The following is a 20,114-nucleotide window of genomic DNA, read 5'->3' as shown; positions in this document are numbered from 1 at the left end:
TCTTCGCGTGTGACCACGGCTGACGGCAGGTCTCCTGGCTTGCGGGTCAGTACCTTGCATCGCCTTCCCGGGACCGAGATACCCAGTGGCTCGTGACGCAAGATTCGCCGCTTACAGTTGCGGGGGCAGCCACGGCATTGGGGACAACGTCCCCGCACCGCATTCCCTTTTCATCCCCTCTCGGGGAAACCGTCGCGAGCATCTAGGATTACGATCCAGACAGAGTCAATGTGCCAGTTGCGGCGCTATTGCCACAACGACCAGTTTCCTTGGAGAAAAGCATGGAAGGCGAGACCTTCCTCTGGCTGATACGGCACGCGCCCGTCGATGGCGTTTCGGGGATCATCCATGCAGCCGACGCGCCGGCCGATCTCGGTGCTCGCGCGCAGTTGGAGGCGCTGCGCCAGCGCTTGCCGCGGGACGCCGCGAGCTATGCGAGCCCGTCGCGGCGCACCGTCGAAACGGCCCGCGCGCTGGGACTCGAGCCGCTGCAGCTGGACGAATTCAGCGAGCAAGACTTTGGCGACTGGACCGGCCGTCGGCATGACGAACTCGCCGCGACCGGTGGCGAGGCCTATGCACGGTTCTGGAGCGATCCGGCGCGCGGACGGCCGCCCGGCGGCGAAAGCTTTGAGGAACAGGTCGCGCGGGTCCGCCTGGGTTTGTCGAAGATCGGCACCGGGGCCGCAACGCTCGTCGTGCATTCCGGCACGATCCGGGCGGCGCTGTGCATCGCGCTCGACCTGACGCCACAAGCGGCCCTGCGCTTCATGATCGATCCGCTGTCGCTGACCAGGATTGACCGGCTCGCGACCGGCTGGCGCGTCGTCTCCGTCAATCAGCGGACGATTTGATCAGGCCGGACGATCAGGCACATTGGCCTGCGCAAAGGTCGCCATGCCGTTGTGGAGCGCGCAGGCCGACCGCACCAGCGGCAGCGCGATGGCCGCGCCCGATCCTTCGCCGAGCCTGAGATCCAGGCTGATCAGCGGCTGCACGTTCAGCGCGCGCAGCACCAGCCGATGCCCCTGCTCCGCCGACTGGTGCGAGGCCAGCAGGAACAGCTGGCACGAAGGGTTGAGCCGCACCGCCGCCAGCGCCGCGACCGACACGATGAAGCCGTCGATCAACACGGGGATGCGGTGCTGTGCAGCCGCGATAACGGCACCGCAGATGGCGGCGATCTCGAGACCGCCGACGGCGCACAGGATCTTTTCGGGCGCAGCGCCCGCAACGTCATGGCGTGCGATTGCAGCGTCGATCACCCGCGCCTTGTGCACACGGCCGGCCGCGTCGATGCCGGTACCGCTGCCCGCGATCTCCGCGGCGCTCACGCCGAGCAAGCCGGCCGCGATCGCCGCCGATGTCGTGGTGTTGCCGATGCCCATCTCGCCGAAGATCAGAAGATCGGGCTGCCCGGCCTGTGCGCGCGTCACCGCACGTCGGCCGGCTTCGAACGCAAATGCCAGCTCCGTGGGGGTGAGCGCAGCTTCGACGCTGAAATCGCGCGTACCGCTGCGCGGCTTGTCGGTCACGATTCCAGCCATCTCCTCCTGCGCCAGCGTGCCGGCGTCGACGACCTCCAGGCTGGAGCCCAGCTCACGCGCCAGCACCGAGATTGCGGCACCGCCGGAGGCGAAGTTCGCCAGCATCGCGATCGTCACTTCCTGCGGATAGGCCGAGACGCCCTGCGCGACGATGCCGTGATCGCCGGCGAAGATGATGATCGGCACCCGCGCCGCGCGCGGCTGCTCGGTTGCTTGCAGGCCCGCAAGCTCGATCGCGAGCTGCTCGAGCCGGCCGAGCGCGCCGGTCGGTTTCGTCAGTTGCGCCTGCCGCGCCACCGCCGCCTCGCGGTGGACTGCGGAGATGTCGGGGCATTGTTGGGTGACCCATTCGGGGAGCATGCTGCCTCGCTTGCCTCACAGCCTGCGCTTGAGGATGTAACTGTCCATGATCCAGCCGTGCCGTTCGCGCGCCTCTTGCCGCACGGCGACGATGCGCGGGCCGATCTCGGCCAGCGCGCCGGACATGACGATCTGATCGGGCATGCCGAGATAGGCCCCCCACCAGATGTGCAGGCCCGCCGGATCAAGCGACTGGAACGCCGTGCCGCCGTCGAGCATCACCACCACGGTATCGACACCTGCCGGCCAACCGCCATCGCGCAAGCGGCGTCCGGTCGAAACTAGAAAGGGCTCGCCGATGTCGTTGAGCGGCAACGCATGCGCCGCACACAGCGCCTGGATCGAGGTGATGCCGGGCACGACTTCGATTGTCGGCAAGGGATCGAGCCGCCGCGCGATACGCAGCGAGGAATCGTAAAGCGAGGGATCGCCCCAGATCAACAGCGCGACCTTGCCTTCGCCTTCGAGATGATCCCCGATCGTCTGCGACCAGACGGCGGCCACGGCATCATGCCAATCGTCCACGCCCTTGCGATAGTCCGCTTCAGCGGCGTCCCGCACGGGCAGATCGAACTCGGCAATACGCGTCCTGTCGCTGGTGAGCGCATCCGCGCAGATCGTCCGCCTGAGATCGGCGAGATCGGATTTTGTAGTCCCCTTGCGCGGGATCAGGACGAGATCGGCCGCGTTGATGGCAGTAATCGCGGCGCGCGTCAGCTGCTCGGGATCGCCGCAACCGATGCCTATCAGAGAGAGCGTGAGCATCGTGGCTGCGAAGGGCGGCCATCATGGCCGCCCGTTCGCTTGTCTCTAGGCCGCGTTGTGCAAACGCGGCGTGACGAGGCCGGGCGCGGTGACGCCGCGCAACGACTTCGCCAGCGCGAGCACGCCGAGATCGGCGAGCGGCTCGATCACGATGACCAGCGCATAGGACGCCGCGAAGGTCGCGATGTTGGCGAGGTTGGTCGCGCCGAAGCCGGAGCCATAAATCGCCCAGAACGCCACCCAGGCGATGACGCCCGCCTGATAGGTCGTCGAAAGCGCCAGCGCCTGGCGGTACTTCAGATCGACATAGGCCGTGTTGCTCGAAATGATCCGCGTGGCGATCGCCTGGATTCCGAACAGCGGCACCAATAGCGTGGTGACGTTCATGCCATATTGCGGCAGGTCGGGCGGCTCGAAGAAGATGCCCTGGAACAGCAGGCCAAACGCGAGGCCGAAGGCCGCAGGCGCCGCGCCAAACAGCAGGAACAAGGTCGAGCCGAGGATGAAGTGCACTTCGGAGACGCCGACCGGGAAGTGCGGCAGGATCTCGAAGAAGATAAACACAAGTCCCGTGGTGGCGAGCGTCCGCGCCGCGAACGACGTGATGCCCTGCTCGCGCACGGTCTCAGCCGCGAGCTTCAGGGCAACACCGCCGACAGCGATGCCGGTTGCGTAACTCAATACGAGCTTGGCGTCCGAGACTAGTCCGGGTTCGATATGCATGGCTCAGATCCTTCTTGCCGTCACACCCGACGGCCTTGGCCTCAAAACATGCACGGCCGGTCTCCTGGCTCGCGGTTCACTGGGAGTCTCCGGCCTTCCCGGGCCTCGCGGCCCAGTGGCTGATCGAAGTCCCTCACCGCTTACAGTCGCGGGGGCGGCTGGGGTTTTGGGCGCCGCAACTGGGTCCGCCCATCCCCATTCCCGATTATGCTCCGGCGCTTTGCGCCGCGTCGAGCACCATGCGTCTCCTGTGTGCCTCTTTCGCCGGCCGGGCGTCAAGGGGCGACGGGCGGACGAGGCGGTCATGACGGATAATTCCCCGCCAGCGCGCCGAACAGGATGACGGCCGCCGTGGAGGCCGCTCCGCCCCGCGCAAGCTGCTCGGCAAGTTCCGAAATGGTGGTGCGGACCAGCCGCTCATCGGGACGGCCGAGCGATTCGGCAAACAACGCCGGCGTGGTTGGGGCGAGCCCGTGCTCGATCAATTTGACGACCAACGCCGGAAACGTCCGCCGGCCCATATAGACCACGGTTGTCGCCTCCGGATCGGCCAGCGCCGCCCAATTGAGATCTGGCGGCAGCTCGCCGGTGACGTCCGCCCCGGTCACGAACTGCACGCGGCGCGAGGTGTGACGCCGGGTCAGCGGAATGCCGGCTTGCGCGGCGGCGACACAGGCCGAGGTGACGCCGGGAATGATCTCGTAGCCGATGCCCGCTTCGCGCAGCGTCTCGAGCTCCTCCTCAAGCCGGCCAAAGATGCCGGCATCGCCCGACTTCAATCGCACCACGCGCGCGCCTGTCACGGCATAGTCGACCAGCAGGCGGTTGACATGGTGCTGCTTGGTCGAGGCCCGCCCTGCCCGCTTTCCCACCGCGACGAGATTGGCGCCGGGCCGGGCCAGATCGAGGATCGCGCCTGAAGCAAGATCGTCATAGAGCACAACGTCGGCCTCGCGCAGCCGCGCTGCACCCTTGAGCGTGAGCAGCTCGGGATCGCCGGGCCCGGCGGAGACAAAGGAGACAAAACCGCTCACCGGTCCTCCGCGATCAGATGGAAGAACGTGCCGGTGGCTTGTCCCCGCCGCGAGCCGGTCTCGGCAATGACCGCACCTGTCGCGTCGTGCACGACCGCCAGCGCCGTGTCGGGCTGCGCGACTATGGTCGAATAGTGGAATTCATGGCCACGCAGGCGTGCACCCGCCTGATGACCCGGCATCGGCGCGGCGAGCTCGGCCAGACGATAGCCCAGATGCATGCGGCGCTTGGCAAAGCTCGTCTCCAGGCCGAGCAGGCCCGTCATCTCGTGGCTGATGCCATCGGCGTCGGTCAAAGCGGTGCCCAGCACCATATAGCCCCCGCATTCGCCGTGCACCGGGCGCGTCTCGGCGAAGGCGCGCAATCCGCTGCGGAAGCGCGCATTGGCAGCGATCCTGCCGGCCTGCAGCTCGGGATAGCCGCCAGGCAGCCAGCACACATCGGCGACCGGATCAGGGGCTTCATCGGCGAGCGGCGAGAATGTCGAGATCTCCGCACCCGCCGCGCGCCACGCTTCCAGCATGTGCGGATAGACGAAGGAGAACGCGGCATCACGGGCAAGCGCAATGCGCTGGCCGGGCGGCGTCACGTTGACGCCGCTTGCGGCAGGTTGCGGCGACCAGGTGGCCGCCGAACGCAGCACCGCGTCGAGATCGACATGCTCGGCGACGAAGCGCGCAGCTTCGTCGATCAGCTTGCCGATTTCCGCCTGCTCCTCGGCCTGCACCAGTCCGAGATGCCGCTTCGGCAGGCTGATCTCGGCATGGCGCGGCAGCGCGCCGAATACGGCGATGCCGGCATCCAGCAGCGCGCGCCGCACGAGGGCTTCGTGGCGCGGGCTGGCAACGCGATTGAGCACGACGCCTGCAAGGCGCACACCGGGGCGGTAGTCGCGAAGGCCCGCCGCGATCGCGGCCGCCGTTTGTGCCTGTCCTGAGGGATCGATCACCAGCAGCACCGGCCAGTCCAGCATCTCCGCGATGTCGGCGGTCGCCCCGGTGCCGCAGACGCCACGCGCGGCGACGCCGTCGAACAGACCCATCGAGCCTTCGGCCAGCACGACATCGGCGTCAATGCCGCGACTGACGAGATGCGAGATTGTCCCGCGATCCATCGCCCAACTGTCGACATTGACCGAGGCGCGTCCCGTCGCGGCGGCATGAAACGCGGGATCGATGTAATCGGGGCCGCTCTTGAAGCACTGCACCCGCAATCCGCTGTTGCGCCAGGCGCGGGCAAGCGCCAGCGTCAGTGTGGTCTTGCCGACGCCGGAGGCCGGCGCGGAGATAACGAGCCCTGCCGCCATCACGACACCTCCGGAAAGCGCGGCTCGGCGCCGACCGGCCGATAGCGGCGGTCATAGTCGGCAGCATAGAGACGGCTCTCGGAAAAATCCGCCGAGTCCAGCGTCTTGCCGACCAGGATCAACGCGGTGCGCTCCATCTCGCCCCCGACAGCAGCGTCGAGTGTTGCGAGCGTGGCGCGGATGATGCGCTGCTCGGGCCAGCTCGCACGCCAGACGATCGCGACCGGGCAATCCGCGCCATAATGCGGCGTCAGCTCAGCGACGACCTTGTCGAGCAGATGAATCGACAGATGGATGGCGAGCACCGCGCCGGTGGCGGCGAAGGCGGCAAGCTTCTCGCCTTCGGGCATCGCGCTGGCGCGGCCCGGCGTGCGCGTCAGCACCACGGTCTGGGCAAGGCCGGGCAGCGTCAGCTCGGCCTCCAGCGCAGCCGCGGCGGCCGAGAAAGAGGGAACGCCGGGCGTGACCGTGTAGGGAATGTCGAGCGTGCGCAGGCGGCGGAGCTGTTCGCCCATCGCCGACCAGATCGAGAGATCACCGGAATGCAGCCGCGCAACGTCCTTGCCATCGGCATGGGCGGCGGCGATCTCCGCGACGATCTCATCGAGCGACAGCGGCGCGGTGTTGACGATCCGCGCCCCGGGCGGGCAATGCGCCAAGACGCCCTCGGGCACAAGTGAGCCAGCATAGAGGCAGACCGGACAGGCGGCGATGAGATCGCGGCCGCGCAACGTCAGCAAGTCAGGAGCGCCTGGCCCTGCCCCGATGAAATGCACCGTCATGCGCCGTCTCCTTCCGCGATCGCCGCGGTCGCGGTGCGATCCTGCGAGACCACCCGCGTCGCAATCAATCGCGCGCGAGGTCCGGCCGCTGCGAGCGCCGCCGCCTCGGCAACCGATCCCGTCCCGAACTTTTCCACGACGAGCTTTGACTGCGTCGGCGTGTCGATGCCAACAAGCATTTCGGCGGCAACCGCCTTGATCGGCAAGCCGCATTCGCGCGCGAGCTGCTTCAACACCTCCTCGTCGGCCTTATCGCTGACCGTCGCCACTGCTGCGAGGCCTTCGGGACCACCGGCCGCCAGAAGCGCCTCACGCAGCGAGGCCAGCGTGACGTCCCGCTTGAATCCGAGCCCGGCGACCTTCATCGGACCGCGCTCCATTGCACCACGGGCCGCACGGCCTCCCAGGACCGGTAGCGGCCGAGCGAAGCGGCATGCGCAATCTCGACCCGCATCAATTCGCCGCCGTGGCGCTGGTGCAGCTCACCGAGCAACGCTTCCGTCTCCAACGTTACTGAATGCGCGACCAGCCGCGTACCGGGCGAGAGCCGCGGCCAGATGGCGTCGAACATCGCGATGTCGAGACCGCCGCCGATGAACACGGCGTCAGGCCCGTCCAGCGTAGCAAGGGCTTCAGCCGCTTTTCCCGCGATGACTGTGATCCGATGTGCCAACCCGAACGCCGTCGCATTGCTGCGAATGTTCGCTGCGCGATCCTCGCGCGCCTCGACGGCGATCGCGGTGCCCCCGCACAGCGTCCACTCGACCGAGATCGAGCCCGAGCCCGCACCGATGTCCCATAGCCGTTCACCGGGACGCGGCGCCAGCGCCGAAAGCGCGAGCGCACGGACCGGACGCTTGGTGATCTGGCCGTCATGGACGAAGAGTTCGTCCGATAGTCCCGAGCTGTGGGGGATGCCCTGCGCGCCCGCCGCCTCAACGGCTACCGCGACCAGATTTCCGGCAAGATCGCCTGCGAAGCTGTCGGCGCGATGCGCGTTGATCCTTTCGCGCGGCCCGCCAAGCGCAGCGAGTGTCCAGAATGCCGAGGCACCCCATCCGCGCGCCGTCAGCCATTTCGCGAGATCGCCTGCCGCCTTTGCGTCGCGCACGAGACAAATGATGCGTGCCCCTCGCGCCAGGTGTGGCACGAGACGCTCGAATGGCGCGGCGTGGAGACCGAGACAGGCAACGGATTCCAGACGCCAGCCAAGCCGCGCAGCAACGAGCGAGAATGTCGAGGGAGCCGCATACGCGATCCATTCGTCGCCATGGAGCTTCTCGGCGAGGCTCGCGCCGGCCCCGTGCCAGAACGGATCGCCGGAGGCGAGCACCGCCGTCGGGCGACCACGGCAGCTCAACACGATTTCTGCATCGAACGGCACCGGCCATGGACGGCCGCGCCCGGTTATGCCGGCGAGTGCAAGATGCCGTTCACCGCCAAAGACAGTTTCGGCATCATCGAGCGCCTTTCGGCTTGCCTCGGACAGCCCGGCAAGGCCATCTTCGCCGATACCGATGATGGTCAGCCAGGGATCAGCCATGACGCGCGCCCTCATTCTGGGCGGAGCGGCCGACGCGAGCCTGCTCGCGGCGGAGATCGCGCGCGCCGGCGTCGATGCCGTGTATTCCTATGGCGGCCGCACCCGCGCGCCCGCCGGTCAGCCGTTGCCGACGCGGATCGGCGGTTTTGGCGGCGCAAGCGGACTTGTCGATTACATTGGTCGGGAACACATCACGCATGTAATCGACGCGACGCATCCCTTTGCCGCCGAGATGAGCCGCAATGCGGTCGCGGCATGTGCGGAAACCGGCACGCCGCTGATCGCTCTCGAGCGAGCGCCGTGGACCAAAGCGCCCGGCGACAACTGGATCGAAATACCTGATGTCGACGCCGCGGTCACCGCACTGCCTGAAGTGCCGGCAAATGTGTTCCTCGCCATCGGCCGCCAGCACATCGCGCCGTTCGCGACCAAGCCGCAGCACGCCTACACGCTGAGATTCGTCGATCCGCCCGATGCGCCGCTGCCCTTCGCCGCGGACGTCATCGTGTCGCGTGGGCCGTTTACGCTTGAGGGCGAACTGGAGATGCTGCGCGCGCGAGGCATCACCCGGATTGTCGCCCGCAATTCCGGCGGCGACGGCGCGCGCGCCAAGATCGACGCCGCCCGCAGGCTCGGCCTGCCCGTGATCATGATCTCGCGGCCGCAACTGCCGGAACGCTTGCGGGTCGAGAGCGTGGCCGAGATCATGCAGTGGCTCGGTCATCGGGCCTGCCTCGGCGCATAGACCCAGCGGCCGACGCCGCGTGTCTGCGAGTTGCCGACGATCACCAGCGTGCGCATGTCGGCCATCTCGGGCCGGGCTTCGTTCAGCCTGACGGTCTCGATCTTTTCGTCGGCGGCGCTGATCGCGCGCGCGAAAATCACAAGACGGTCGCCACAGCCGGCCTCGTTCAGCACCGCGAGCGCACGGCCAAATCCTTCCGGCCGGCTCGCCGAGCGCGGATTGTACATCGCGATGGCAAAATCGGCTTCCGCGGCGAGCCGCAGGCGCTTCTCGATCACCGCCCACGGCTTGAGATTATCGGAGAGATTGATCGCGCAGAAATCATGGCCGAGCGGTGCGCCGGCGCGCGCGGCAGCCGCCAGCATCGCAGTGACGCCGGGCAGCACGCGGATCGGCAGCTCCTGCCATTGCGGCGCCTGTTCGAGCGCCTCGAACACGGCGGACGCCATCGCGAAGACGCCGGGGTCGCCGGAGGACACGATGACGACTTGGCCGCCTTCGGCCGCGAGCCGCAGCGCCTCGCTCGCGCGCTGCAGCTCTTCGCGATTGTCGGAAGGATGCAAAGTGAGCCCTGCCCGCGCTGGCACGCGCGCGACATAGGGCGCGTAGCCCAGAATGTCGGTCGCGGCGGCAAGCGCGGCGGAGACCTCGGGCGTCACCAGCGCAGCGCTGCCCGGGCCGAGGCCAGCGATGGTCAGCGTGCCCGTCATTCGGCGGCGTCCGGATGCCGGCCCTTGCCGTGCACGAGCACGATCGCAAAATAGGGGCAGTCGGCGGCGTCGATCTCCGCAAGCCGCACCACGCGCTCGCCCGGCATGGTGCCGCGCTCGACCAGCCACGCATCGTCCAGCCGTCCGGCGGCAGCGAGCGCGCGGCGCACTTTCGCGAGATTGCGCCCAGTCTTCATGATCACGAGCGCATCGGAATCGCGCATGCGGCGTTCGAGCTCGTCCTCGGCGAGCGTGCCCATGAGCACCGTCGTCACGTCGTCGCCGAGCGCAATCGGCTGTCCCACGCCATTCCAGCAGCCGACCATGCCGGGAATGCCGGCGATCACCTCGATCTCGACGCGGCCCTGCAGGCGCATGTGCAGATGCATGAAGGAGCCGTAGAAGTAAGGATCGCCCTCGCAGAGCACGACGACGTCGACCGCGCGCGCCAGCCGCGCCAGTCGCTCCGCCCATTCGTCGTAGAAGCCGGCAAGCAACTGGACATATTCAGGCGTGTCGAAGGCGATCTCGGTCGTAACAGGATATTCCATCGGATATTCGGTGACGTCGGCAGCCAGCATGCCCTCGACGATGCGGCGCGCCTGGCCGGGCCGGCCCTTTTTGCGGAAATAGGCGACATGCCTCGCGCCGCGCACCGTGCGATCGGCGCGCACGCTCATCATATCAGGGTCACCGGGGCCGAGACCGCAGCAGATGATGCGTCCCATCGCTATTCGCTCCGGCTCGCCAGCGCGTTCACGGCGGCGACCGTGATCGCGGAACCGCCAAGGCGGCCCTCGACCGTCAGCGCCGGCACCGGGGAAACGGCCATCAGCGCAGCCTTGGATTCGGCCGCGCCGACGAAGCCGACCGGACAGCCGATGATTGCCGCGGGCCGTGGGCAGTCCCGGTCCTCCAGCATGTTGAGGAGATGGAACAGCGCGGTCGGCGCATTGCCGATCGCCACGATCGCGCCGTCGAGATGCGGCCGCCACAGCTCCAGGGCCGCGGCCGAACGGGTGTTGCGCATGGACTGCGCGAGCGCGGGAACGGTCTCGTCGCCCAGCGTGCAGATGACGGCGTTGGCGGCGGGAAGCCGCGCCCGCGTAATTCCTTCAGAGACCATGCGCGCGTCGCACAGGATCGGTGCGCCCTTCTGCAAGGCCGCGCGTGCGGCGACCGCCATGCCTGATGTGAAGCGGATATGCGCTTCGAGGCCCACCATGCCGGCGGCATGGATCATCCGCACCACCACCTGCTCCTCGTCCGGCGTGAAGCGCGCAAGATCGGCTTCGGCCCGGATGGTGGCAAAGGACTGCCGGTAGATCGCCGCGCCGTCGGTCTCGTACGTGTGCGGCATCAGTGCCCTCCCATCAGGATGGAGGGATCTTTGACGATGTCGTCGCGATTCAGCCCGCGCAGGATGGGCTCATCGCGCGTCGACCCGGCGCGCACGAGATCGAAGCCTGCGCCGGTCGCGACCAGAGTGATGGCGGCGGGACCAGAATGGGCGCAGCCCTTGGCACAGCCGGAGACGTGTAGCCGTGCGGCCGCGCCGATGTTCGGCGCCAGGGCCGCGGCAAGGCCACGGGTATCGGCATGCGCCTCGCGACAGCGTGGCGCACCGCTACAGGCGATGACGCGCAGCGCAGGGTCGTAGGCCTCGGTGATCAGGCCGGTCGCGTTCGGCATCACGCGCTTGCCTTCGCTCAAAACCATTCGCCACGGCGTCATGCGCAGCGCATGTCCGCAACCGGCGAACTGGTTGAGCGTTGCATGCGCCATCTGTCCGAAGGCGACCCCGACCATCGCACCTTGCGCATAGAGGCCGGGACGCGCCGCGGCCATGATCGGCGCCGGCTCGGCCTCGCCGCGCAATTCCGCCGGCAGGATTGCACCGGCCGCAAGATGCGCCGCCATCCGCCCTCGCCCGCCTCTCGCGCCGCCTGAGGTCACGAACCAGCCGGCGAATGCGAGCGCGGTGCTCACGGCCTCGCCACGGGCGACGGAGCGGCCGAGTTTGTCGCCATCAGCCCGCACCAGCAGTCCGCCGGAACGATCGCGCTCGATCCGCACGTCCGCGGAAGCGCCCGCCAGCACGCGTGAGGTGCCGTCATCGATGGCGAAGCCGAACTTGGTTGGAAGTTCGAGCCGGCTGTCGGCAAGCGCCTCCTCGAGTTCGGCGGCGAGCGATTGGGTCGCGTCGCCGCTACGCCAGAACGGCGTCACGAGGATGTTGCGACGGGATTCGGTCTCCGCATCCGGGTCGAGCAGCGCCAGTTGGGAGAGGCCATCGAGCAGCAGCCTGTGGCTGGTCTCGTTGACGCCCCTGATCTGGAGATTGGCCCGGCTGGTCACGTCGATCAGGCCATTGCCATGGCGTTCGGCGAGATGAGCCAGTCCGGAGATCTGCGCCGCGTCGAGCCGTCCGCCGAACGGACGCACGCGGACCACCAGCCCGTCGCCCGATTGCATCGGGCGCAGCGCGCCGGGACACCAGCCCTTGACCACGGAAGCACTCATGAGGCCTCCCGCAGCGCAGCCGCAATCGAGTTGCGGCGCGTTCGCCAGAGCGAGGCTTCATGCAGGCGCGTGAAACACGCTTCCATCGCGGCGAGTGCCGCCGGATTTTCGCGGGCCATGAAGGCGCGGACGTCGTCATGGCCGAGCGTCGCATCGTAGTAGAGGTCGAACAGATGCGGCGGCACGGCGCCGGCCAGATGCGCGAAGGCGGCCATGTGCTCGAGCGTCGCGGTGATCTCGGCCGCCCCGCGAAAACCGTGGCGCATCATGCCCCCGATCCAGGCCGGGTTGGCCGCGCGCGCGCGGACGACACGGGAGATTTCCTCGGTCAGCGTACGCGCATGCGGCTGCTCGGGGCGCGTCGCGTCGAGATGATAGAGCGATGGTCCTGCCGCGCCGAGATGTGCTGCGGCGGCCGCAATGCCGGCCTCATGCGCGGCATAGTCGGCCGCGAGCAGAAGATCGGTTTCCGGCAGATCCTGCACGTGAACAAATGCATCGGCCGACAAGAGCCGCTTCTCGATGCCGGCGCGATCGGGCTTGACCTCGCCATCGGCCGAGAACGCCCATGACGATGCCGAGAGCCACGCTTCGCCGGCGGCTTCGCGCGTCTCGGGCGTGAAGGCGTCCGGGATTGCCGAGAGGCCCACGCCGTATTGCCCGGGACGCGGCGCGAACACGCGCGATGTGCGATGGCGATAGGGATTTTCGTCGCCCTCGTCCTCGCGGGCCGACAGCGCCTCGGCTGCCGCCTGGAACAATTGCGCAAGGCCTGAGAAGACGTCGCGAAACAGGCCCGAGACGCGCAGCGTGACGTCGATGCGGGGTCGGCCAAGCTCGGCGGGCGCGATGATGTCGTAGCCGGTCACACGGCCGGAAGCATGATCCCAGCGCGGTGCGAGGCCAGCCAGATGCAGCGCCATGGCAAACTCTTCGCCCGCGGTGCGCATCGTCGCCGAGCCCCAGAGATCGACGACAAGGCCCTTTGGCCAGTCGCCATGATCCTGCAAATGACGACGTAGCAGTTCTTCGGCGAGCTTGATGCCTTGCGCGTGCGCCGACGGCGTCGGCACCGCGCGCGGATCGACGGCGAAAAGGTTGCGTCCCGTGGGCAGCACGTCCTGGCGGCCGCGATAGGGCGAACCTGACGGCCCCGGCGCGACGCGGCGGCCTGCAAGCGCGGCCCGCAAAGCGTCGCGCTCTGCTTCACCGCAGGCGCCGCGGCCGAACACGTGCAGGCCGTCGCCGAACTGGCTTTCCTTGAGATCGCAGACGAAGCGGTCGATCCGCGGGATCGCTTCGGCCGGAGCGGCCGCTGCATCGAGGCCAAGATCGTCTTCGAGGCCAGCCGCTCGTGCCTCATCGCGGATCGCGGCGATCAGACGCTGGCGGCGGGCGGGATCGAGACCATCGGCCGTCGAGTACTCGTCGAGGAGCTGTTCAAGCCTGCGCAATCCGTCCGGCACCGCTGATATTGCGAGCTGCGGCGGCAGATGGCCGATGGTGACGGCCCCCAGGCGCCGCTTGGCCTGCGCAGCCTCGCCGGGGTCGTTGACGATGAAGGGATAGATGACGGGCAAATCGCCGATCAGGGCTTCCGGCCAGCACGCCTGCGACAGCGCCACGGATTTTCCGGGCAGCCATTCCAGCGTGCCGTGCGCGCCCATGTGCACGACGGCATCACAGCCCTGCTCGCGGAGCCAGAGATAGAACGCGACATAGGCATGGCGCGGCGTGCGGGCGAGATCGTGATAGTCGGCATCGCGCGCGGTCGCATCGCCACGCTCCGGCTGAACCGCGATGATCGACCGGCCGCATTGAATCGCAGCGAAATGGAACGCGCCGTCGCGACAACCCGGATCGGTCTCCAGCGCGCCCCAGGCTTGCGCGAGATCATCCTGCAACACTTGCGGAAGGCGCGAGAGTGCAGCACGGTAATCGGCGACGCTCCAGCTCAAGGTCCGCTCGAGCAGCGTCTCGCCGAGGGCATGGACCGGATCGAGATCAAATCCGGCCTCCGCGAAGTCGGACACCAAAGCCTCGACCGACGCCAGCGCATCGAGACCCACCGCGTGCGCGATCTGATGCGGACGGCCCGGATAGTTGGAGAGCACGAGTGCCATCCGCTTGTCAGCGGCCGGCGTCTCCGCAAGGCGCCGCCAGGCCGCAACGCGCGCGGCGACGGCCTTCACGCGCTCCTCGTCAGGCCTGTGTGCCAGATGCGAAAATTGCAAATCGGGATCCCGCATCGCGGCAGACTTGAAGCTCACCACGCCCGCGAACAGGCGGCCGTCGACCTCGGGCAGCACCACATGCATCGCGAGGTCGCCGGGCGACAGGCCGCGGAGCGAGCTCGCCCAGTCCTCGCGGCGGGCCGTGGAGAGCGCGACCTGGAACACGGGGCAGGATGCGGCGTCGAACGGCGTCGTGCCGTCGTCGCCCATCGCCGAGAACGCGGTCGCATTGACGATCGCGGCCGGAGGATTTTGCGCGAGATATCCGCGCAACCAATCTGCAACGCCTGGAGCCTTCAGCGAGGTAACGAAGACACCAAACGCGTCGAACCCCTTCTCGCGCAATGCGGCGATCAGGGCATCGACCGGGCCGGTGTCGGCAGCGGTGAGATAGGAGCGATAGAAGGCCACGAGCGCGCGCGGCCTGCCCTCACCCGACGCCGGCGCGGCAATGACGCCGCGCGCGGGATCGTAAAAGCCCATCTCGGGCACGGTCATGTCGCCGATAACAGGTCCCGCATAGAGGCCCGAAGCCAGCGCAAGCTGCGCGATCGCGGCTTGCGATGGGACGGGGCCGCCGGTGTCGCAGAGCACCTTGAGCCGCCGCAACGTCGAGACCGGCAGGGTCGAATACGCGTCCAGCCGCGTATCGTCGCGGCCGTCGGCCGGCAGCACGGCCAGCACGATGCCGCGCTCCTTCGCCAGCTGCTGCAGGGCCGCGAGCCCATACGGCCAATAGGATTCCCCGCCGATCAAACGCACGAGAATGCCGCGCGCGTGCGCAAGCGTGCGTTCGACATAGGTGTCGACCGAGAGCGGATGACGAAGTTCTGCGAGATTGACGAGCCGCAGCGACGGCAGGCTGTCGCGGCCACGGCGCCAGCCGGCCGCGAACGCGGCAAGATCGGAATCCGAATACGAGAGCACCACGAGATCGGCCGGGTCCTGGCCAATGTCCCTTGGTATCGCGATCTCCTCGAGACCGCGGCTCTCGCGGAAGACGACGTGCATCAGATACCGGATCCTGAAAGACCGAGTCCCGCCTTGATCGCGGCCTCGTCGATATCGCCGTGCTCGCCGATCACGACCAGCTTTGACTGCCTCGCACCCGCGCCCCAGGGCTGGTCGAACTGGTGGCGCACGCGCTCGCCCACCGCTTGCAGCAAGAGGCGCATCGGCTTGCCTTGCACCGCGATGTAACCCTTGACGCGCAGCACATTCTGCTCGCGCGCCAGACGCTGAACGGATGCAACCAGCGCTTCGATATCGGTGACCTCAGGAAGATCGATCACGACGGACGCAAAATCGTCGTGCTCGTGATCCTCTTCGCCGTCGTGATGCGAGGGACGCGCGGCGAGATCGTTCTCGGCGGCAGCACCGAGGCCGAGGATGAGGCGCGCGTCGATCGCGCCGTCGGTGATCGCCAGCATCGGCACGCGGCGCGACATCTCGGCGGTGATCGCCGCCTTGGCTGCTTCGAGGCCTGCCGCGCCCGCAAGATCGGCCTTGGTCAGCAGCACGATGTCGGCGCAGGCGATCTGGTCCTCAAACACTTCCGACAGTGGCGTCTCATGGTCGAGATTGCCGTCCGCCGCGCGCTGCGCTTCGACGGCGTCAGGGTCGGGCGCAAAACGGCCGGCGGCGACAGCTTCGGCGTCGGCCAGCGCGATCACGCCGTCGACCGTGATGCGCGAACGGATCTCCGGCCAATCGAACGCCTTGAGCAACGGCTTGGGCAGCGCCAGGCCCGAGGTCTCGATCAGGATGTGATCGGGCTTGACGGCCCGCGACAGCAGCTTCTCCATGGTCGGAATAAAATCGTCGGCGACGGTGCAGCAGATGCAGCCATTGGCGAGCTCGATGATGTTCTCTTCCGGGCAATTCGCATCGGCGCAGGATTTCAGAATCTCGCCATCGACGCCCTCGCTGCCGAACTCGTTGACGAGCACCGCGAGCTTCTTGCCGTTGGCATTGGCAAGCAGATGCTGGATCAGCGTGGTCTTGCCGGAGCCGAGAAAGCCCGTGACGACCGTGACCGGGACTTTTGCGAGCGAATTCATTCGGCGGCCTCCGGCACGACGGCCAAGGGGGAAATGGGGGGAATGCGGGCAAGCGATTGCTTGCGGAATATCTCCGGGCGGCTGCGCCAGGGCACGAGGCCGTCGGGCGCGGCCGCATAGGCCGCGGCGCCCGCGACCACATCGCTCGCATTCGCATCCGACAGACGGCCATAGACATAGGACCAGCGGCCGGGCGCGCTGAGCGCGACGGAGCAACCCTGGTTGCATGCAGACAGGCATTCGACGGGAACCACGCTGACGCCGTCGGGCACGCCGGCCTCGAGGATCGCGCCATGCAGGCGCTTGCCGGGCGTCGTCTCGCCTTCGCCAAGTGTCTCGCCGGCGCGGCAGGTAATGCAGACATGAAGTGTGACGGTCATCGCTTCTTCCAGAATAAACAGCGGGAAGCGATGAGGCCCACGAACCGTTCTTGCGAAGGCCCGTTTCCCCGTCGCGGAACACCCCGTCCGCCGGTCCAAAATCGTCCGCGTTGGCAGGTCTCCCGGCTTGCGGAGCAGGGTTTCCCCTTCGATCCCCGCCTTCCCGATCCCCAGGGGATCAGTGGCTTCGGGCATCTCTCCGGTCACGGTCGCGGGGGCGGCTGCATTTTGGAACCAAATCTTGCCGATTCGGACCCTATCGCATTCCCTCTTCGCCTGTCGTAGGACAGGAACCAACGCCGGGCCACCATTTGCCCCCGACCGCCTCTTGTCAAGCCGAAGGACCCCGTCCGATGACGCCCGAACCGGATACCCAGACGGCCGACGAAACCGACGCCCGCCACGCCTCGAAAATGGCGAAGAAGAAGGTCGCCCGCGACAAGATCATGGCGACCAAGAGCGGCGAAAAGGGCCTGATCATCGTCCACACCGGGGCCGGCAAGGGCAAGTCCTCTTCGGCCTTCGGCATGATCGTCCGCTGCGTCGCCCATGGCTTCCCCTGCGCGGTCGTGCAGTTCATCAAGGGCGCCTGGGACACCGGCGAGCGCCGCATGCTGACCGGCCATTTCGGCGACCTATGCCAATTCCACGCCATGGGCGAGGGTTTTACCTGGGAGACGCAGGACCGCGCCCGCGACATCGCCGCCGCGCGCGCCGGCTGGGAGAAGGCCAAGGAGCTGATCCTCGACCAGAATCTCCGCATGGTCGTGCTCGACGAGATCAACATCGCGCTGCGCTACGACTATCTTGACATCGCGGAGGTCGTCGAATTCCTCACGACGCAGAAGCCACCGATGACGCATGTCGTGCTCACCGGCCGCAACGCCAAGGACGAGCTGATCGAGATCGCCGATCTCGTCACCGAGATGACGCTGGTCAAGCATCCCTTCCGCTCGGGCATCAAGGCGCAAGCCGGCGTCGAGTTCTAAGAAACTCGCGATGGCGCGCGCATTGATGATCCAGGGAGCCGGCTCGGACGTGGGCAAGTCGCTCATCGTTGCCGGCCTCGCACGCGCCTTTGTGCGACGCGGCCTGCGCGTGGTCCCGTTCAAGCCGCAGAACATGTCGAACAATGCAGCCGTCACCGTTGACGGCGGCGAGATCGGCCGCGCCCAGGCACTCCAGGCGCTCGCCGCCGGCGTCGAGCCGCACACCGACATGAACCCGGTGCTGCTCAAGCCCGAGACCGATGTCGGCGCGCAGGTGATCGTGCAAGGAAAACGCATCGCGACCGCGCGTGCGCGTGAATATGCGGCGATGAAACCGTCATTGATGGGCGCCGTGCTGGAGAGCTTCGAGCGGCTGAAGGCGCGCGCCGATCTCGTTCTGGTGGAGGGTGCCGGCAGTCCGGCCGAAGTGAACCTGCGCAAGGCCGACATCGCCAATATGGGTTTTGCGCGCAAGGCCGACGTGCCGGTCGTGCTGGTTGGCGACATCAACCGCGGCGGTGTCATCGCGCAACTCGTCGGCATCAAGACGGTGATCGACCCGGACGATGCCGCGATGATCCAGGGATTTGTCATCAACAAGTTCCGCGGCGATCCCACATTGTTCGACGACGGCTACAGACTAATCGAAGAAAAGACCGCATGGCGCGGCCTCGGCGTGCTGCCCTGGTTCGCGCGCGCCGGCGAGCTGCCGGCCGAGGATGCGCTGGGCCTGAGCGATGCGCGCAAACCGGGCCAATGCAAGATCGCCTGTCTCGCGCTGTCGCGAATCGCCAATTTCGACGATCTCGATCCGCTCAAGCTCGAGCCTGGCGTCGATCTCGTGATGGTGCGGCCGGGCGAGGCCATTCCCGGCGACGTGCGCCTCGTCATCATTCCCGGCTCGAAATCCACTCGTGGCGACCTCGCCTTTCTGCGCGCGCAGGGCTGGGACATCGATCTCCTGGCGCATTACCGCAGAGGCGGCCATGTGCTCGGCCTCTGCGGCGGCTATCAGATGCTCGGACGCAGCGTCGCTGATCCCGAGGGGATCGAGGGCCCCGCCGGCGACACACCGGGTCTCGGACTTCTGGATGTCGAGACGGTGATGAGCCCGCAGAAGACGCTGACGCGTGTCGCGGCCGTGCATGCCGCGACGGATCAACCGATCGAAGCCTACGAAATCCACATCGGCCGCACTGATGGGCCGGATCGCGCGCGGCCATTCGCAAGGCTGAATGGCGAACCGGAAGGCGCGATCTCGCGCGACGGGCGCGTGCAAGGCAGCTATCTGCACGGCCTGTTCACGTCGGATGATTTCCGCAAGGCCTTTTTGGCGAAGCTCGACATTCCCGCCGGCGACGAGCCCTATCACGCCAGGGTCGATAGCGCGCTCGATGCGCTCGCCGATCACATCGAGCAACATCTCGACATCGACGGCCTGCTCGCGCTAGCGCGCTAGAGCCTCGGCCAGGCGCGTCCATTCGGATTCGCAGCCCGGAAGCCCGAGGCGCAGCCATGTCGGCTCTCGCGCGAACACGCGCGACCAGATATGGCGACGCGCCAGCTTCTCCTGCGCGGCAGGCGCGTCGGGCGTCTCGTAGAGACGAAACAGCTGGGTCCCGCCGACGAGCGTCCAGCCTTGCGACTGCACCATGCCGTCGAAACGACCGCAGTCTCGCGCCAGCCGCGCGGACGTGGCCTCCGCCCAGGCATCGTCACGCAGCGCGCGGCAGCCGATGGAGATCGCCGCTCCCGAGACCGGCCAAGGCCCCGACATCGAGGCGAGCCTGGCGATGTCGGACGAATTGCCGAGCGCGAAACCGAGCCGCAGGCCGGCAAGGCCATAGAACTTTCCGAAGGAGCGCAGGATCAGCAGCCCCGGCCGGTCCCCGGATGCAAGCGATAGCTGCGGGGCTACATCGGCGAAACTCTCGTCGACGACGAGACGACCGACGCGCGGCAGCAGCGTCAGCAAATCCCTTGGTGGGTGGCATCGGCCGTCGGGATTGTTGGGATTGACGACTATGGCGAGGTCCGCGCCCGCCAATGCGTCGAAGTCCCCGACCTCCTGGACCTCCCAGCCCGCGGCCGAGAGGACCCCGGCATATTCGTTGTAGGTCGGGGCGAGGATGCGCGCGCGGCCGGGTGGCGCAAGTTGCGGCAGCAGTTGAATCGCCGCCTGTGCGCCGCCGAGCGCGACAACCGCCGCGCTCGTGCGGTAAGCGTGCCGCGCCGCCTGATGCAGCGCCTCGATCTCGGCGCGCGACGGCAACGCGCTCCACGCGCGCGAACTCACCTCGCCCACGGGATAAGGCAGGCGGTTGATACCGGTCGACAGATCGATCCAGTCCTCCGCGCGACCGCCGAAGCGCTGCTGGGCCTGATCGAGATTTCCACCGTGCTCGCGCATGC

The 20,114-nt window shown here is 67.6% G+C and carries 20 protein-coding genes and 3 riboswitches; of the genes, 4 read left to right on the top strand and 16 right to left on the bottom strand.

Annotated features, from left to right (window positions below; translation table 11 throughout):
* Positions 1 to 6 precede the first annotated feature (6 nt).
* Positions 7 to 209, bottom strand: a riboswitch (cobalamin riboswitch).
* 72 nt (positions 210 to 281) lie between these two features.
* Positions 282 to 854, top strand: a complete 573-nt coding sequence (locus ACFQX9_RS02745) for a histidine phosphatase family protein (protein ID WP_162496359.1) — start codon at positions 282 to 284, stop codon at positions 852 to 854.
* Here the strand turns inward: ACFQX9_RS02745 and cobT are convergent, their stop codons facing one another.
* From cobT to cbiE, 8 genes are all read right to left on the bottom strand, one after another.
* Positions 855 to 1,907, bottom strand: coding sequence for a nicotinate-nucleotide--dimethylbenzimidazole phosphoribosyltransferase (gene cobT / locus ACFQX9_RS02740; protein ID WP_247338652.1), 1,053 nt, complete (start codon positions 1,905 to 1,907; stop codon positions 855 to 857). It lies immediately after the preceding gene.
* Between the two features lie 15 nt (positions 1,908 to 1,922).
* Complete coding sequence (cobF, locus tag ACFQX9_RS02735) at positions 1,923 to 2,672, bottom strand: precorrin-6A synthase (deacetylating) (RefSeq protein ID WP_377786445.1); 750 nt, start codon at positions 2,670 to 2,672, stop codon at positions 1,923 to 1,925.
* A 45-nt stretch (positions 2,673 to 2,717) separates the two neighbouring features.
* Positions 2,718 to 3,395, bottom strand: coding sequence for an energy-coupling factor ABC transporter permease (locus ACFQX9_RS02730; protein ID WP_085352375.1), 678 nt, complete (start codon positions 3,393 to 3,395; stop codon positions 2,718 to 2,720).
* 36 nt (positions 3,396 to 3,431) lie between these two features.
* Positions 3,432 to 3,652: riboswitch (cobalamin riboswitch) on the bottom strand.
* Between the two features lie 45 nt (positions 3,653 to 3,697).
* Complete coding sequence (gene cobA / locus ACFQX9_RS02725) at positions 3,698 to 4,429, bottom strand: uroporphyrinogen-III C-methyltransferase (protein WP_018458670.1); 732 nt, start codon at positions 4,427 to 4,429, stop codon at positions 3,698 to 3,700.
* Positions 4,426 to 5,736, bottom strand: a complete 1,311-nt coding sequence (locus ACFQX9_RS02720; RefSeq protein WP_018458669.1) for a cobyrinate a,c-diamide synthase — start codon at positions 5,734 to 5,736, stop codon at positions 4,426 to 4,428. The genes cobA and ACFQX9_RS02720 overlap by 4 nt, the downstream gene beginning before the upstream one ends.
* Positions 5,736 to 6,518 carry a precorrin-4 C(11)-methyltransferase gene (gene cobM, locus ACFQX9_RS02715; RefSeq protein ID WP_085352374.1) on the bottom strand — a complete coding sequence of 261 codons (783 nt, stop codon included), beginning with the start codon at positions 6,516 to 6,518 and terminating at the stop codon, positions 5,736 to 5,738. The genes ACFQX9_RS02720 and cobM overlap by 1 nt, the downstream gene beginning before the upstream one ends.
* Positions 6,515 to 6,883 carry a cobalamin biosynthesis protein gene (locus ACFQX9_RS02710; RefSeq protein WP_018458667.1) on the bottom strand — a complete coding sequence of 123 codons (369 nt, stop codon included), beginning with the start codon at positions 6,881 to 6,883 and terminating at the stop codon, positions 6,515 to 6,517. The genes cobM and ACFQX9_RS02710 overlap by 4 nt, the downstream gene beginning before the upstream one ends.
* On the bottom strand, positions 6,880 to 8,061 hold the full coding sequence (cbiE, locus tag ACFQX9_RS02705; RefSeq protein WP_085362420.1) for a precorrin-6y C5,15-methyltransferase (decarboxylating) subunit CbiE: 1,182 nt from the start codon (positions 8,059 to 8,061) through the stop codon (positions 6,880 to 6,882). The genes ACFQX9_RS02710 and cbiE overlap by 4 nt, the downstream gene beginning before the upstream one ends.
* Between cbiE and ACFQX9_RS02700 the strand changes: the two genes are divergently transcribed.
* Entirely contained in the window at positions 8,060 to 8,806 is a 747-nt protein-coding gene (locus tag ACFQX9_RS02700) for a cobalt-precorrin-6A reductase (RefSeq protein WP_377786441.1), read from the top strand. The genes cbiE and ACFQX9_RS02700 overlap by 2 nt on opposite strands.
* On the opposite strand, the gene cobJ is transcribed toward ACFQX9_RS02700, so the two are convergent.
* From cobJ to ACFQX9_RS02665, 7 genes are read right to left on the bottom strand one after another with little or no spacing between them, the layout of a single operon-like run.
* Positions 8,782 to 9,516 carry a precorrin-3B C(17)-methyltransferase gene (cobJ, locus tag ACFQX9_RS02695; protein WP_377786439.1) on the bottom strand — a complete coding sequence of 245 codons (735 nt, stop codon included), beginning with the start codon at positions 9,514 to 9,516 and terminating at the stop codon, positions 8,782 to 8,784. The two genes, ACFQX9_RS02700 and cobJ, sit on opposite strands and share 25 nt — an antisense overlap.
* Positions 9,513 to 10,244: a precorrin-2 C(20)-methyltransferase gene (locus tag ACFQX9_RS02690; RefSeq protein ID WP_026233633.1), complete on the bottom strand. Its 732-nt coding sequence runs from the start codon at positions 10,242 to 10,244 to the stop codon at positions 9,513 to 9,515. The genes cobJ and ACFQX9_RS02690 overlap by 4 nt, the downstream gene beginning before the upstream one ends.
* Before the next feature lie 2 nt (positions 10,245 to 10,246).
* Entirely contained in the window at positions 10,247 to 10,876 is a 630-nt protein-coding gene (locus ACFQX9_RS02685; protein WP_018458662.1) for a precorrin-8X methylmutase, read from the bottom strand.
* Positions 10,876 to 12,039, bottom strand: a complete 1,164-nt coding sequence (gene cobG, locus ACFQX9_RS02680; RefSeq protein WP_377786436.1) for a precorrin-3B synthase — start codon at positions 12,037 to 12,039, stop codon at positions 10,876 to 10,878. The genes ACFQX9_RS02685 and cobG overlap by 1 nt, the downstream gene beginning before the upstream one ends.
* On the bottom strand, positions 12,036 to 15,284 hold the full coding sequence (gene cobN, locus ACFQX9_RS02675; RefSeq protein ID WP_377786434.1) for a cobaltochelatase subunit CobN: 3,249 nt from the start codon (positions 15,282 to 15,284) through the stop codon (positions 12,036 to 12,038). Before cobN ends, cobG begins: the two co-directional genes overlap by 4 nt.
* Positions 15,284 to 16,333 carry a cobalamin biosynthesis protein CobW gene (gene cobW, locus ACFQX9_RS02670; protein WP_085352367.1) on the bottom strand — a complete coding sequence of 350 codons (1,050 nt, stop codon included), beginning with the start codon at positions 16,331 to 16,333 and terminating at the stop codon, positions 15,284 to 15,286. Before cobW ends, cobN begins: the two co-directional genes overlap by 1 nt.
* Entirely contained in the window at positions 16,330 to 16,713 is a 384-nt protein-coding gene (locus tag ACFQX9_RS02665; protein WP_018458658.1) for a DUF1636 domain-containing protein, read from the bottom strand. The genes cobW and ACFQX9_RS02665 overlap by 4 nt, the downstream gene beginning before the upstream one ends.
* A gap of 94 nt (positions 16,714 to 16,807) precedes the next feature.
* Positions 16,808 to 17,026: riboswitch (cobalamin riboswitch) on the bottom strand.
* 40 nt (positions 17,027 to 17,066) lie between these two features.
* On the opposite strand from ACFQX9_RS02665, the gene cobO reads away from it, so the two are divergent.
* Together cobO and ACFQX9_RS02655 are read left to right on the top strand one after the other, a co-directional pair.
* Complete coding sequence (gene cobO / locus ACFQX9_RS02660; protein WP_247338640.1) at positions 17,067 to 17,702, top strand: cob(I)yrinic acid a,c-diamide adenosyltransferase; 636 nt, start codon at positions 17,067 to 17,069, stop codon at positions 17,700 to 17,702.
* A gap of 10 nt (positions 17,703 to 17,712) precedes the next feature.
* On the top strand, positions 17,713 to 19,161 hold the full coding sequence (locus ACFQX9_RS02655; RefSeq protein WP_377786431.1) for a cobyric acid synthase: 1,449 nt from the start codon (positions 17,713 to 17,715) through the stop codon (positions 19,159 to 19,161).
* Here the strand turns inward: ACFQX9_RS02655 and cobD are convergent.
* Positions 19,150 to 20,112 (bottom strand): threonine-phosphate decarboxylase CobD, encoded by a 963-nt coding sequence (cobD, locus tag ACFQX9_RS02650; RefSeq protein WP_377786429.1) that lies wholly within the window; start codon positions 20,110 to 20,112, stop codon positions 19,150 to 19,152. The genes ACFQX9_RS02655 and cobD overlap by 12 nt on opposite strands.
* Positions 20,113 to 20,114: the final 2 nt, after the last annotated feature.

The organism is Bradyrhizobium sp. GCM10028915, assembly GCF_042666195.1.
Taxonomy (GTDB): domain Bacteria; phylum Pseudomonadota; class Alphaproteobacteria; order Rhizobiales; family Xanthobacteraceae; genus Bradyrhizobium; species Bradyrhizobium canariense_D.
This window is presented reverse-complemented; position numbering and strand designations above follow the sequence as displayed.